Source organism: Mycobacterium sp. 141 (assembly GCF_000382405.1).
In the GTDB taxonomy this organism is placed as follows: domain Bacteria; phylum Actinomycetota; class Actinomycetes; order Mycobacteriales; family Mycobacteriaceae; genus Mycobacterium.
In genome coordinates this window covers 58,436-72,829 of the sequence record NZ_KB908275.1, presented here as the reverse complement: position 1 = coordinate 72,829, position 14,394 = coordinate 58,436, and the positions used below count along the sequence as shown (strand labels likewise).

The 14,394-nt window shown below is 67.0% G+C and carries 12 protein-coding genes; 5 read left to right on the top strand and 7 right to left on the bottom strand.

Translation table 11 applies throughout. The features are described 5' to 3' along the window. Position 1: 1 nt before the first annotated feature. Positions 2-1,567: a glycerol kinase GlpK gene (gene glpK / locus H276_RS0120425; RefSeq protein ID WP_196807967.1), complete on the bottom strand. Its 1,566-nt coding sequence runs from the start codon at positions 1,565-1,567 to the stop codon at positions 2-4. A 1-nt stretch (position 1,568) separates the two neighbouring features. On the opposite strand from glpK, the gene H276_RS0120420 reads away from it, so the two are divergent. Then, complete coding sequence (locus H276_RS0120420) at positions 1,569-2,375, top strand: class I SAM-dependent methyltransferase (RefSeq protein ID WP_369758531.1); 807 nt, start codon at positions 1,569-1,571, stop codon at positions 2,373-2,375. On the opposite strand, the gene H276_RS0120415 is transcribed toward H276_RS0120420, so the two are convergent. Beyond that, positions 2,372-3,511, bottom strand: coding sequence for an acyltransferase (locus tag H276_RS0120415; RefSeq protein ID WP_019973142.1), 1,140 nt, complete (start codon positions 3,509-3,511; stop codon positions 2,372-2,374). The two genes, H276_RS0120420 and H276_RS0120415, sit on opposite strands and share 4 nt — an antisense overlap. 61 nt (positions 3,512-3,572) lie before the next feature. On the opposite strand from H276_RS0120415, the gene H276_RS0120410 reads away from it, so the two are divergent. The 4 genes from H276_RS0120410 (at position 3,573) to H276_RS0120395 (ending at position 9,046) form a co-directional block, all read left to right on the top strand. Then, a complete protein-coding gene (locus H276_RS0120410; RefSeq protein WP_019973141.1) occupies positions 3,573-5,042 on the top strand; it encodes a hypothetical protein in 1,470 nt (489 codons plus the stop codon). A 19-nt stretch (positions 5,043-5,061) separates the two neighbouring features. Beyond that, positions 5,062-5,739, top strand: coding sequence for a class I SAM-dependent methyltransferase (locus H276_RS0120405; protein WP_019973140.1), 678 nt, complete (start codon positions 5,062-5,064; stop codon positions 5,737-5,739). A 494-nt stretch (positions 5,740-6,233) separates the two neighbouring features. Continuing rightward, the gene (locus H276_RS0120400; protein ID WP_051111492.1) at positions 6,234-7,433 is read left to right on the top strand and encodes an alkane 1-monooxygenase; all 1,200 of its coding nucleotides are present in this window, start codon (positions 6,234-6,236) and stop codon (positions 7,431-7,433) included. Next, entirely contained in the window at positions 7,430-9,046 is a 1,617-nt protein-coding gene (locus H276_RS0120395) for a GMC oxidoreductase (protein WP_019973138.1), read from the top strand. Before H276_RS0120400 ends, H276_RS0120395 begins: the two co-directional genes overlap by 4 nt. 10 nt (positions 9,047-9,056) lie before the next feature. Here the strand turns inward: H276_RS0120395 and egtE are convergent, their stop codons facing one another. Genes egtE through egtA form a run of 5 tightly spaced genes read right to left on the bottom strand, consistent with a single transcriptional unit; the run spans position 9,057 to position 14,389 of the window. Further along, complete coding sequence (egtE, locus tag H276_RS0120390) at positions 9,057-10,172, bottom strand: ergothioneine biosynthesis PLP-dependent enzyme EgtE (protein WP_019973137.1); 1,116 nt, start codon at positions 10,170-10,172, stop codon at positions 9,057-9,059. Continuing rightward, complete coding sequence (egtD, locus tag H276_RS0120385) at positions 10,169-11,134, bottom strand: L-histidine N(alpha)-methyltransferase (RefSeq protein WP_019973136.1); 966 nt, start codon at positions 11,132-11,134, stop codon at positions 10,169-10,171. The genes egtE and egtD overlap by 4 nt, the downstream gene beginning before the upstream one ends. Then, positions 11,131-11,835 (bottom strand): ergothioneine biosynthesis protein EgtC, encoded by a 705-nt coding sequence (gene egtC / locus H276_RS0120380; protein ID WP_019973135.1) that lies wholly within the window; start codon positions 11,833-11,835, stop codon positions 11,131-11,133. Before egtC ends, egtD begins: the two co-directional genes overlap by 4 nt. Beyond that, entirely contained in the window at positions 11,835-13,112 is a 1,278-nt protein-coding gene (gene egtB / locus H276_RS0120375) for an ergothioneine biosynthesis protein EgtB (protein WP_019973134.1), read from the bottom strand. Before egtB ends, egtC begins: the two co-directional genes overlap by 1 nt. Continuing rightward, entirely contained in the window at positions 13,109-14,389 is a 1,281-nt protein-coding gene (gene egtA, locus H276_RS0120370) for an ergothioneine biosynthesis glutamate--cysteine ligase EgtA (RefSeq protein ID WP_019973133.1), read from the bottom strand. The genes egtB and egtA overlap by 4 nt, the downstream gene beginning before the upstream one ends. Positions 14,390-14,394 lie beyond the last annotated feature (5 nt).

Genomic DNA, 14,394 nt, shown 5'->3' with positions numbered 1-14,394 from the left:
TTCAGTCGATCTCGACCCAATCCAGCGTGCGCTGCACGGCTTTCCGCCAACCGGCGTAGCCACTGGATCGCTGCTCCTCACTCCATTGCGGGCTCCAGCGCTGGCCTTCCTGCCAATTGGCCCGCAGATCGTCGGCGTTGCTCCAGAACCCCACCGCCAGCCCCGCCGCATAGGCCGCGCCGAGCGCGGTGGTCTCGGCGACCACCGGCTTGACCACGTCCACGCCGAGCACATCGGCCTGAATCTGCATGCACAGCTGGTTGGCGGTGATACCGCCGTCGACCTTCAGAACCTCAAGGTGCACACCGGAATCGGCCTCCATCGCGTCGACCACGTCGCGGCTCTGGTAGCAGATCGCCTCCAGCGTGGCCCGGGCCACGTGCGCGTTGGTGTTGAACCGCGACAGCCCGACGATCGCGCCCCGGGCGTCCGAACGCCAGTACGGCGCGAACAGCCCGGAGAACGCAGGCACGAAGTACACGCCGCCGTTGTCGGAGACCTGCCGGGCCAGCGACTCGCTCTGCGCGGCGCCACTGATGATGCCGAGCTGATCGCGCAACCACTGCACGGCCGATCCGGTGACCGCGATCGAACCTTCCAGGGCGTACACGGGTTTCGAGTCACCGAACTGGTAGCACACCGTGGTCAGCAGCCCGTTGTCGGATCGGACCATCTTCTCGCCCGTGTTGAGCAGCAGGAAATTGCCGGTGCCATAGGTGTTCTTGGCCTCGCCGGCATCCAGGCAGACCTGGCCGACCATCGCGGCCTGCTGGTCCCCGAGGATGCCCGTCAACGGCACCTCACCGTCCAGTGGCCCCTCGGCGCGGGTGAGGCCGTAGGGCACGGGCGACGACGACGGCCGGATCTCGGGCAGCATCTGGCGCGGAATCCCGAAGAACGACAACAGTTCATCGTCCCAGTCCAAGGTTTCCAGGTTCATCAGCATGGTGCGGCTGGCATTGGTGACGTCGGTGACGTGCACGCCGCCGCGGTGACCACCCGTCAGATTCCACACCAACCAGCTGTCGGGGTTACCGAAGAGCGCGTCACCCCTCTCGGCGTCAGCCCGCACGCCGTCGACGTTCTCCAGGATCCACGCAATCTTGCCGCCGGAGAAGTACGTTGCGGGCGGCAGCCCGGCCTTGCGCCGAATCACCTCGCCGCGCCCGTCGCGATCCAGGGCCGCGGCGATCCGGTCGGTGCGGGTGTCCTGCCACACGATGGCGTTGTGATACGGCCTGCCGGTGTGGCGGTTCCACACCAGTGTGGTCTCCCGCTGGTTGGTGATGCCGAGCCCCGCGAGGTCCGCAGCGGTGAGTCCGGTCTTGTTCAGCGCGGTCATGATGACTGCTGCGGTGCGTTCCCAGATCTCCGCCGGATTGTGTTCGACCCACCCGGCCCGCGGCAGGATCTGCTCGTGCTCGAGCTGATGGCGGCCCACCTCGGCGCCGGCGTGGTCGAAGATCATGCAGCGGGTGCTGGTGGTGCCTTGGTCGATGGCTGCGACGAAATCGGCCACTGTGGTCCTTCCCGAGTCGCTGTCGCTCCTACCCTCCGAAACGTCCATCATGGCTTACATGGCACCTGGAGCTGATTCTCTTCCTACGAGCGGCACGTCGCCGAAAATCGGTATCGAACGGATGCCCCGTGGCGGCTACGACGCATCCTGCCTGGACCGGCTGCTGGAGACCGACCGGCTGGAATACCTCGACCGCGACGATGACGGAGACGGCAGTGCCGACGCACGCAAGAAACAGGTGATCGACGCGCTGGACTGGAGCGGCCGGTTCTTCGGCAACCACGAGAAGTTCGCGGCGATCGCGCTGGACCTGGTCGCCGAGGTGGCCGACCCGCGGATTCTGGAACTCGGCGCCGGGCACGGCGGGCTGTCACGCCAGCTGCTGGTCAATCACCCGTCGGCGCATGTCACCGTCTCCGATATCGACCGGGCCTCGGTGGACGCGCTGGCCGCGGGCGAACTCGGCACCCATCCCCGCGCGGAAGTCCGACGGCTCGACGCCACGGCAATCGACGCCGCCGATCGCAGCTTCGACCTCGCGGTGTTCGCACTGTCGTTCCACCATCTGTCGCCCGCGCAAGCCTCCCGGGTGTTCGCCGAGGGCACCCGCGTCGCGGACAGGCTGCTGATCATCGACCTGCCGCGCCCGCCCGCCCTGCTGCATCTGCTCAGGCTCGCGACGATGCTGCCGGCCGCGCCGTTCGTCCCGTTCATCCATGACGGCGTCATCAGCTCGCTGCGCTCCTACAGCCCCTCGGCGCTGCGCAGCCTCGCTCTGCACGCCGACCGGACCATCCAGCTCGAACTGCGCAGCGGACTCACGCTGCCCCAAATCGTCATCGCACGCCGTGGTTAGCGCCGGGGCCGGGTGAGCCGATGCAGCAACCACGCCGGCGGCACGGTCGCGGCCAGCGTGACGGCGAACAGCACTGCAGCGGAGCCGGTGTAGACGGGCCACCGCAACACCAGCGCCATCACCAGGTCCATGACCACCACGTGCAGCAGGAAGATCTCGTACGAGATCTCGCCCAACCACACCAGCGGTCGGCTGCCCATCAGCCGGGCGTACCCGCCGGAATCCCCCAGCGCGAGTGGTGCCACCACCAGCGTGGCGATCACCGCATACAGGATCGTCTTGGACACATCTTCGGACAGGCTGAGGGTGACCGCGGTGGTCCGCCCGGCAATCGGCGTCGCCACCACCAGATAGCAGGCCACGGCCAGTGGCAGCACCGCCAGCGCGTAGCACCGCACCCCCGTCGCCCCCAGCACCGCGAGCATCATCCCGCCCGCGAACCAGGCCAGGTAGTGCGGCAGCCACGCCCCCGCACCCACCGGCAACCAGTGGGTGTTGTGCAGGATCACCAGCCAAGCCGGGCTCACCGCGGCGATCACCACCAGCCCCGTGAGCAGCAGCAGCGGCCGGAACCGGCGTCGGCACAGCACCGCCAGCAGCAGATAGGCCAGCACCGGCAGCGCTGCGTAGAACGCCACCTCCACAGCCAAGCTCCACATCTGGGAGAGCCCCTGATGCAGGTAGGCAGTGAAGTAGTCGTCGCTGTAGATCTGGGTCAAGGTCAGATTCCGCGCCAGGCCCACCCAGGTGTGGCCCGGGTTGGGGTGCACCGGGCGCAGCTGGTAGATCCCGAACACCAGCAGCACCGTCACCACATACGCGGGCACGATCCGGCGGAACCGGCTGCGGGCATAGCGCAGCACCGACGGCGGCCTGCCACCGTCCGCCGCGGCGCGCACCCACGGGCGGAACAACAACAGGCCTGAGAGCACGAAAAAGATCGGCACCCCGATCTCCAGGCGCGCGCCCAGCAGACCGGCATAGCCGTGAGTGAGCAGCCCGGTGCCGTAGGACGCGTGGGTTCCCATCACGGTCATCGCAGCGACCGCCCGTACCCCGGTCAGGGCGGCGACACGGTCGACTCCGTCGACCTGCTCGAGCCCGCCCTGTTCCTCGTCAGCTTGTCGGGCACACAATCAGCGAGCCTATTACGCAATTTTCCTGCGCACCGGATCCCCGACGTTGTTGCATCGGCGTGTGGGCGAAGAGGTCAGCAATACCGAATACACCCGGGCGCACCGGCAACAGTACCGGCGCAAGGTGCAACTCTGCCTCGACGTGTTCGAAACCATGCTGACGCAGTCCCGCTTCGAGTTTGAGCGGCCGCTGACCGGCATGGAGATCGAATGCAATCTGGTGGACAACGCCTACCAACCGGCGATGACCAACCAGGAGGTCCTGGCCTCCATCGCCGATCCCGCGTACCAGACCGAACTGGGCGCCTACAACATCGAATTCAATGTGCCGCCCCGGCCGTTACCCGGTCGTTCCGCACTGGACCTGGAATCCGAAGTGCGGGACAGCCTCAATGCAGCCGAGACGAAGGCAAGCCAGAACGGCGCGCACATCGTCATGGTCGGCATCCTGCCGACGCTTATGCCCGAACATCTTTCGGCCGGTTGGATGAGCGAGTCGACGCGATACCAAGCCCTCAACGACTCGATCTTCACCGCGCGCGGCGAGGACATCACGATCGACATTTCCGGTCCGGAGCGCCTTTCGCTGCAGGCCGCGTCGATCGCCCCGGAATCCGCGTGTACCAGCATGCAACTGCATCTGCAGGTCTCGCCCGCCGATTTCGCCCGAAACTGGAACGCCGCGCAGGTGCTGGCCGGCCCGCAGCTGGCCGTCGGCGCCAACTCGCCGTATTTCTTCGGCCACCAGCTGTGGGCCGAGACCCGCATCGAACTGTTCGCCCAGGCCACCGACACCCGCCCCGACGAGCTCAAGACGCAGGGCGTGCGCCCACGGGTGTGGTTCGGCGAGCGTTGGATCACCTCGATCTTCGACCTCTTCGAGGAGAACGTGCGGTATTTCCCGTCGCTGCTGCCCGAGCTGTCCGACGAGGACCCGGCAGCCGAGCTGGCGGCCGGCCGGGCACCGCGACTGCCGGAGCTGCGGCTGCACAACGGCACCATCTACCGCTGGAACCGGCCCGTCTATGACGTCGTGAACGGCTTGCCGCACCTGCGGGTGGAGAACCGGGTACTGCCTGCCGGGCCGACCGTGGTGGACATGATGGCCAACTCGGCGTTCTACTACGGGCTGCTGCGCACCCTGTCCGAGGAGGACCGGCCGATCTGGACAAGGCTGAGTTTCGCTGCTGCACAACATAATTTCGAATCCGCTGCGCAACACGGCATGGAGTCCCGGCTGTACTGGCCCGGGCTGGGCGAGGTCACTCCAGACGAACTGATACTGCGCCGGCTGCTGCCGATGGCCCACGATGGGCTGCGGCACTGGGGTGTGGCAGGCGAGGTGTGTGACCGCTACCTCGGCGTGATCGAAGCACGGGCGAAGACCGGGCAGACCGGTGCAGCCTGGCAGGTATCGACGGTGCAGCGGATCGAACGGCGCGGGGTGTCGAGGCCGCAGGCACTGGCCGAAATGTTGCGGCTGTACGTCCAGCAGATGCACAGTAATGAGCCGGTCCACAGCTGGGATTGACTCGCGTACGTTGGATTGCATGGCATTCGATCAGGTCTTGGATTGGGACAACGCCTACCGCGGCACAGGCGAGTTCGCCGGCCCGCCACCGTGGAATATCGGTGAGCCGCAGCCCGAACTGGCGGCGCTGCACCGGGCCGGAAAGTTTCGTAGTGATGTGCTCGACGCCGGCTGCGGCCACGCGGAACTGTCGTTGACCCTGGCGTCCGACGGCTACACCGTCGTAGGCATGGATTTGAGCCCGACGGCGATCGCCGCGGCCAATCGCGCCGCGCAGGAGCGCAATCTGAGAACCGCCAGCTTCGTACAGGGTGACATCACCTCGTTCACCGGCTACGACGGCCGATTCAGCACCGTGGTGGACTCGACCTTGTTCCACTCGCTGCCCGTCGAGAGCCGCGACGGCTACCTGAGCTCGATTCACCAGGCCTCGACGCCCGGCGCGTCCTACTACGTGCTGGTGTTCGCCAAGGGCGCGTTCCCGGAAGACCTGGAGACCAAGCCCAACGAAGTCGACGAGGATGAGTTACGGGCGGCTGTGTCCAAGCACTGGGTGGTCGACGACATCCGCCCGGCCTTCATCCACGCGAACGTAACCGCCATCCCGGGCGCACCGGTGGAAGCACTGCCGCACGATCACGACGAGAAGGGTCGGATCAAGTTCCCGGCCTTCCTGTTGACCGCACACAAAGGCTGAGACACCCCAGGCACCGCGAGCGCGCGTGTCTGTCGCCCGACACGCCCTGAGCGGTCGGCATTTCCGTCACGGTCGCACGGCGACATATATACCGCCTCAGCGCGGCCGTTCCCACTACCGGCCGCGCGCACTCCCCTGCGCAACGGGCCCAATCCCGATCGCCCGTCGGCAAAGCTGCTACGCCCAGACATCCTCGGAACCGCACCATGGGATACAACTGCACATTTGCCGAAGTAGCACACCCAGGTCATGCGACCGAACAGACAGCCACCCTTACAGCCATGGGCACGCAGATGCACTCCAACAGGTAAATCCTCGAACAATCGAGGTCAAATCGGGCATCTAGCTCTGCTCAGCAAAGCTGACTACCGTCGCTCGTGCGCCCACCCGCGGTGCTAGCAAATATCGTGGGCAACGCACACAAGGACTGTCGAATTCTTATAAACATTGCTAGAGTGCTCCGAGGCAAATGTCATTTGAAGATCGGGGCGGTCATGACAGCCGGCTTCGTAACGAGCAGTTACAACTACAACGCGGACACACAGCGCAGTTGGAATGACCCAAAACGGTATCTGTGGCTTCTCGCCGCTGCGATCCCCGGCTTGGTGATGGTGTCCTGGCTGGCCGTGAAAGTAACGGGGTTCGGCGGGTTCTGGTGGCTCGGTGCGCTTCTGACGTTCGTAGTGATGCCGCTGCTCGACCGCATCGTCGGGACCGACCGCAGCACCCCAGCCGAGGACGCCTACATCGATCTCGACAACGATCACTGGTATCGCTGGGCGACTTACCTCTACCTGCCCACCCAGTACCTGTCCCTGATCTTCGCGTGCTGGTTGTGGAGCGGTGGCGGCTGGGTGGTTCTGTCGCCGATCGACCGCGCCGGCCTACTGGTCACGGTGGGGATCGTGGGCGGCATCGGGATCAACGCCGCCCACGAGTTGGGACACAGAAACGCCCGCCTCGAGCGGCGGCTGAGCAAGATCGCCCTGGCCCAGACGTGCTACGGCCACTTCTTCGTCGAACACAATCGCGGGCACCACGTACGCGTCGCGACACCGGCCGATCCCGCCAGTTCACTGATGGGTCAAAGCCTGTACCGCTTCATCCCGCGCTCGGTGATCGGCGGGCTTCGATCGGCATGGGCGTTGGAGGCGCGGCGATTCACCCGCGGCGGAAAGACACCGTGGACACTCAGAAACAATGTGCTCAACGCATGGCTGATGAGTCTCGTCCTGTTCTGCGGGCTCGCCGTGTGGTTCGGGCCGGTGGTCCTTCCGATGCTCATCGGCCAGGCGATCGTCGGCTTCTGTCTGCTCGAAGCGGTCAACTACCTCGAGCACTACGGACTGCGGCGCCAACGTCTGCCCAGCGGCCGGTACGAACCCGTCTCCGCCCGGCATAGCTGGAACAGCAACACCCTGGTCGCAAACGTCTTCCTCTACCACCTCCAGCGCCACTCCGACCATCACACCAATCCCCAGCGGCGCTACCAAACCCTGCGCAGTCTCGACGAGGCGCCTCAGCTGCCCAACGGATACGGCGTCATGTTCGTGCTGTCACTGGTTCCGCCGCTGTGGCGCAGAGTCATGGATCCGCAGGTGCTCGAGCACTATTCGGGTCGCATCGAGTTGGCCGCGCTCGACCCGCGGCACCGCGAACACCTCATCCGCAGACACCACACGCGCGTGGCATGACCGCCATATCGCGCAGGCAGTTTCTGGGCGCCGGTACGGCGGTCGCACTCAGTGCCGGCGGCGCGGGCTGGTGGATGTACCAACATGCCGACCGCTCCGAGCCTCGCGCTCACTACTCTGCGATCGTGATCGGCAGCGGCTACGGCGGCGGGGTGTCTGCACTTCGCCTGGGAGAGGCCGGTATTGAGACCCTCCTGCTGGAGAAGGGCCGGCTGTGGGACACACCCGACGCCGACGGTAAACGGTTCACCAAGATGTTGCCCGCCGACACTCGGGCGGGCTGGTTCAGTTCGGTTCCGCCGAGCCTGGTCACATCGTTCCAAGGATTCTCGATCGACGAGATCGCGCGCAATTCGCCGTCGCCGCAGCCCGTTCAAGCCGGGATCTGCGACAAGACGACGCACGGCGCTCACCATGTGTTTCGCGGGATCGGAGTCGGCGGAGGCTCACTGGTCAACGCGGCCGTGGCCGCCGTACCGACTGCGCGGCAGATCGCCGAATGCTTCCCTGACATCGGGGTGGACGAGTTTCTGGGGACATACATCGAGCGCGCCAAACGCACGCTGCTGATCAGCTACCGCGACATGGACTGGTTCGAACGCACACCGTGGTTCCAGTTCGCCCGAGTCGGCCGCGAATACGCCGCCGCGGCAGGGTATCCGGTCGATTACAACGGCAGTGCCTACTCGTTCGACTATATGAAGGACGAAGAGGCCGGGACGGTTGAACGATCGGCGTTTGCGTTCGAGCAGCAGTTCGGCAACAACTACGGGCGCAGGGGCAGCGTCGACCAGACTTATGTCGCATCCGCTCTGGCCACCGGGAAGGTCACGTTGCGGCCGCTTACGGAGGTGACCGCCGTACGCCGGGAGGGTCGCGAGTACGTGGTGTCCACCAGATCGATCGACCGCTGGGGCAAGGAGACCGGCCGCGACGAAATCGGTTGCGATCAGCTATTTTTGACCGCCGGTGTATTGGGTACCAATCAGATTCTATTGCGCGCCCGGGAGACCGGGGCGCTACCGGACCTGAATGATGCTCTGGGATCCGGATACGGCAACAACGGTGACATGATGGTGTCGCACTGGCTCAAGAAGAGCGATCCCGCCGGAACCCAGCAGTCACTGCTCGGGCTGATCAACCTCGACGGCCGGGCTGACACCGAGAACCCGGTCTACGCCACCATGTTTTCCCTTCCGCTGCCGGTCGAGACCTTGATGCTCGGCTACTACGTCATGGTCAAGACCGGTGATCGCGCCAACATCACCTATGACCGGACGTCAGATTCGATCACCATCGACTGGCCTGCCGCCTACACCGACCACCTGACCGAGCGGACTCGAAAGGTCTTCGACAAGCTGACGCAGGTCAACGGGGTGGATTACCGTGATGACATCTATTCCGGGGAGATCTTCGCCCCCAACACAGTTCATCCGTTGGGCGGTTGTGTCCGCGGTGACGTCACCGATGCGTTCGGACGCGTCAAAGGTTACGACAACCTCTATGTCAACGACGCATCGCTGATCCCCGGCTATCTCGGGTGCAACCCGTTCATGTCGATCACGGCATTGGCGGAACGCAACATCGAGGCAGTGCTGCAGGGCCGCCGCTAGACACCGTTCACTACACCACTTCCCGCAATGCCCGCGCGAACTGTTCGAGGTCTTCGACACCCGCATCGACGTGGGGGGAGATCCGCAGCACCGGTTTGGTCATCTCGAACGGTGCCCGCATGAGTTCACATGCCGTGGTGACGATGCCGTGCTCAGCGATGAGCCGGGCCCGCACCGCGGTTGGGTCGGCCCCGTCGGTCGGCTCGAGCGTGGTGATAGCCGTGGGTTCGTCGGCCGATTCCACCACGCGCCAGCCGGGCGCATCGGCGAGCACCTGCCGAGACAGCCGGCCCACCTCGGCCAGCCGGGCACGCACCCGGTCGGGACCGGCCGCGAGGTGCTCGCCGAGCGCAACCGAAAACCCGATGCGGGCAGCGGCATTCGATTCGACCCCGTCCAGCGTCCGCACCGCCCGCGCCGGTATGCCCCAGGAAGGTGGCGGCACCCGAGGCTGCAGCCGCTGGGCCAGTTCCTCGCCGAGTGCGAGTACTCCCACGCCGCGCGGGCCGGCCAGCCATTTGCGGGCCGACGAGTACAGCGCGGCGGCGCCGACATTGCAGTCGAGATGGCCGAGCGCCTGGGCGGCATCCACCACGAGAGGGATGCCGGCGGCCCGGCATACCGCGGCGAACTCCGCCAGCGGCTGGGCCACACCGCGATGACTGGCCAATGCCGTCAGGTGCGCGAGCGCGGGCGGGTCAGTTGCGAGTTGACCGGCCGCCGCGTCGACGTCCAACCGGCCCGCGCCATCGACGGGCAGCGCCCGTACCGCAAACCCGTTGGCCGCCATCACCGCTAGGTTGGGACCGTATTCACCGACCAGGCACGCGGCGGTCCGCTCCCCCGGCCAGCTGCTCAGCAGCAGATCCAGGCCGTTGCCGGACCCGAAAGTGTAGACCACGTTGGCGGCGGGCAGGCCGGTCAGCGCCGCGACCGCGGCCCGGCCCGCGTCGAGCACAGGGGCCGAGGCGTCGAGCGCGACGTAACCACCGACCTCGGCCTCGTGGCGGGCGTGGGCGGCTGCCGCGTCGATCGCCGCGAAACCCTGACGGGAGCATGCACCACTGTCCAGGTGCAGCCCCGCGACCTGCGGACGGGCGGCGCGCCACTGCTGCGCGAGACTCATTTGACGGCCAGCGACAGGCCGAAGTCGCCGGGCCCGTCGGTCCACCAATGAGTTTGTCGCAGGCCAGCTTTCGCCAGCTCTGCCGTCACATCGTCCGGCCGGAACTTGCACGACACCTCGGTCAGCATCTCTTCGCCCGCTGCGAACGTCACATCGAGGCCGAGTGCCGCTACCCGGACCTGCTGCGCATCGCGAGTCCGCAGCCACATCTCGATGCGCTCCTCGTCGCCGTTCCACCGGGCCACATGCTCGAAGGCTGCCGGGTCGAAGTCGGCGCCCAACTCGCGGTTCACCACGGCCAGCACGTTGCGGTTGAATTCGGCTGTCACACCGGCACTGTCGTCGTAGGCGCGGACCAGCCGCGCCGCGTCCTTCACCAGGTCGGTGCCCAACAGCAGACTGTCGCCCGGCTGCAGGGTGTCGGCCAGGGTGTCCAAGAACTCGGCGCGTGGCCCCGAGGTCAGGTTGCCGATCGTGGACCCCAGGAAGATCACCAACCGCCGTCCCACCTGCGGGATCTTGCCGAGGTGCTCCTCGAAATCGCCACACACCGCATGGATTTCGACCCCGGGATATTCGCGTCCGATGGCCTTACCCGCGGCGCGCAACATGCCGGCGTCGACATCGAACGGGATGAACCGGCGCAGCAGTCCGCCGTCGCGCATCGCGTCGAGCAGCATCCGGGTCTTCTCCGAGGTGCCGCTACCCAGCTCCACCAGCGTGTCGGCACCGGCGGACGCAGCGATCTCGGCGGAGTGCTCGCGCAGGATCTGCGCCTCGGTGCGGGTCGGATAGTACTCGGGCAGCCGGGTGATCTGGTCGAACAGGTCGCTGCCCACCGCATCGTAGAACCACTTGGGTGGCAGGCTTTTCGGTGTCTGGGCGAGGCCTTGGCGGACGTCACGGCGCAGGGCTTCCGCGGCGGAGTCGGCGGCCAGGTAGTTGGACAGTGTGAGCGTCATGCCGGTCCTTTCAGGGGTATCAGTTCGACGTGTGAGTCGTGTACGTACACCAGGTGCCGGTCGGGGATGTCGCGCCATTCGGGCGCGTCGTCGTACGGTTCACTGGCCAGCACCACGCCGTCAGGCTGCTGCCGCACCGACAGGGTGTCGCCCCAGGTGGTGGCGAGCATGCGAGAACCGTTGGCGGCGAGGATGTTCAGCCGGGCGTCGGGATCGGCCTCGCCGACCTCGACAACCGTATCGCCCAGCGTTTCCAGCCCGCGGGAGAAAATCAGCGCCGCGAGCACCGCACTGTCGACCGTGGATTCGGCGTGCGCGGTCACCGGCAGCACCGCGCGATCCACCACGCCGTTGTGCGACAGCAGCCACTGCCCGTCGGTGAAGGGGGCGCACGCCGACGGTTCGATCGGCATGCCGACGGTCGCCGAGCGGACCGCTGCGACGACGCAGCCGCTGCGCAGCGCGGGTGCCACCGACGCGAACGACGCGTCGCCCCACAGTGGTCTGTCGCTACGCCAGCGCGCGGGTCTGCCGCCGGGGAGATCGGGCGAGAAAAAGCCCACGCCCCAACCGTCGGCATTCATCAGGCCGTGCTTCTGCCGTCGCGGCGCGTAGGACTGCACCAGCAGCCCCTGCGGCGGGTCGAGCACGAGCGAGGCCACCGACCGGGGCGCGCCGAGCCAACCGAGGTGCCGGCACATCAGGTGGCGTCCCAGGCGAGGCGGACACCGGAGAAGATCTGGCGGCGGAACGGGTGGTCCCAGTTACGGAAGCTGGGCCGCAGGATGCCCGCGGCCACTGCCCACGATCCGCCACGCAGCACCCGGTAGTCGCCGCCGAAGAACGGCTGGGTGTAACGCTCGTAGATCATCGGAGTGAAGCCGGGCCACGGGTTCAGCGGGGAGCTGGTCCACTCCCAGACGTCGCCGAGCAGCTGCTCCACGCCATAGGCCGATGCCCCTGCGGGATAGGCTCCGACGGGTGCCGGGCGCAACGCGTCACCGCCGAGGTTGGCCAGGACAGCGGTGGGCTCTGAAGCGCCCCATGGGAATCGGCGCCGGGACCCAGTTGCGGGATCCCACGCACAGGCTTTCTCCCACTCGATCTCGGTGGGCAGCCGGGCCCCGGCCCAGGCCGCGTAGGCCTCGGCCTCGAAGTACGTGACGTGCTGGACGGGCTCGCCACCCGGGATCGCCTCGACGTGTCCGAACCGGGTGCGGGTGCCGTCGGCATTCCAGAACTGCGGTGCCACGAGACCCGCCTCTTGCCGGTGGGTCCAGCCAAGCTCGGACCACCAGCACGGCTGTTGGTAGCCGCCGTCGTCGATGAACCCGCGCCATTCGGCATTGGTGACCGGAACTCGCCCGATGCGGAACGACGGTATGTCCACCACGTGCGCGGGCCGCTCGTTGTCCAACGAGTGCGGTTCGGTGAGCTCGTCGACGCCGAGCGTGAACGGGCCACCCGGGATCAGCACCGAGGTGCCGGCTACGTCGGCGCGTCCGGGTGGCAACGGGCTGGCGGTATCCAACAATGGCGTTCCCACCCGCAGACCCAGCGCCTGCAGCATGGTTTCGTCGTGCTGGTTTTCGTGACTGATCACCAGACCGAAGTTGAACTGCGACGCGTCCTCGGGCAGCGCGTCGAGCGCATCGAGCGCCTTGGCACGCACCGTCGCGCAGTAGGCCCGGGCCTCGGTGGGCGGCAACAGTGGCAGCTGGACGCGGCTGGCGCGGGAATGCTCGAACGCGTCATAAAGCCGTTCCACCGCAGGGGCCAACATGCCGGGCCGGGTTGGGTCGCCACCGCGCAGCAACCACAGTTCTTCCTGCTGCCCGATGTGCGCAAGATCCCACACCAGCGGGCTCATCAGGGGGTTGTACTGGCGGTGCAGCTCGGCATCGTCGAAATCGACCAACCGCAGCGTGCGTTCCCGGGCCCGCATCAGCTCCTGCGCCAGCGTCTCACGTGTGGTCAAGACTCACCTTTCGCCAGTTGGCTCACCGCCGACGCGATCCCGAACCGCACCGCCCGGTCGGCGAAGTCGTCGGCCGGCGAGCGGCCCTGTTCGACCGACCGCACCAAACGCCGCATCGATTCCGCGAGTTCTGCGGGAGCACGCTCTGCCGCGGCCCGGACACAGCTGACCGCCGCCGCGTGAAGCCGTCGATCGGCCAAGCCCACCCGGGCCGCTCGGTCCCACGCTGTCGCCACCGGTGCGGTCGCCTCCGCAGCGATCGCGGCGGCGTCCGGGTCGTCGAGCAGCGTGGTGAGCGTGAACACTGCGGCCGGCCACAGCCCGTCGGGCAGGCTGTCGAGATATCTGATCTCCAGCCACCGGCGCGGCCGCACCGGCGGAAACAGTGTCGTCAGGTGGTAATCCAGGTCGGCCGAGGTGGGGTGCCTGCCGCCCAGCACAGCCAGGCCGTCGGCCCAGTCCGCGAAAGGCACCCAGTTGACGACAGGCACCGCGCCCACGTCGTCGGCGGTGTTGACCAACATCACCGGAGCCCGCAGCGCGTAATGCGCCCAGTCGCTGGCCGGATCGGTCCCGTCGGCACCGAGAACGGGCCCGCAGCGCGCCGAGTCGAGCTCACCCCACACCCGCTGCCGGGTGGAGACCCAGCCGGTGAATTCGCCGCCGAGCAGCGGTGAATTGGCCGTGATGGCGATCATCGTCGGGCCGAGCGCATGGGCCAGCCGCACCCGGTCTGCCCAGCCGGCCCGGGGGCCGGCATCCAGATTGACCTGTACCGAGGCGGTCGATGTCATCATCGCGGCACCCGCGGCGCCGGTGTCGCTGGCGGCGAAGAACCGTTCCATGGCCCGGTACCGCGCACCGGGATTCACCCGCTGCGTCAACCGCACCGGATCGGTGCCCAGGAGTACCAGACCGAGGCCGCGGCGGGCGAAGGCCGCGCGCAACGTCGCCCGATCAGCCAGGAGTGCGGTGATTGCGGCGAGCGGACCGTCCTCCGGCGGCCCGGACAGCTCGACCGCACCTCCGGGTTCGACGGTGATCCGGCTGCGGCCCGGCAATCGAGGCACGGTCTCGATGGCAGCGGTCAGCTCGTCCCAGCCGGGACGGCGCATCGGATCCGTCAGGTCGTAACAGTGAGCCTCGATCTCCAACCCGACCCGGCCGACTGCACCGTCATGCAGACAATGCGCACCGATATAAGCAGCGGCCTGCTGAGAACTGCTGAATTCGATGGGTGTTCGGGGCCCGGGATCAGCCCTGATGGGTACTGCCATGGCAA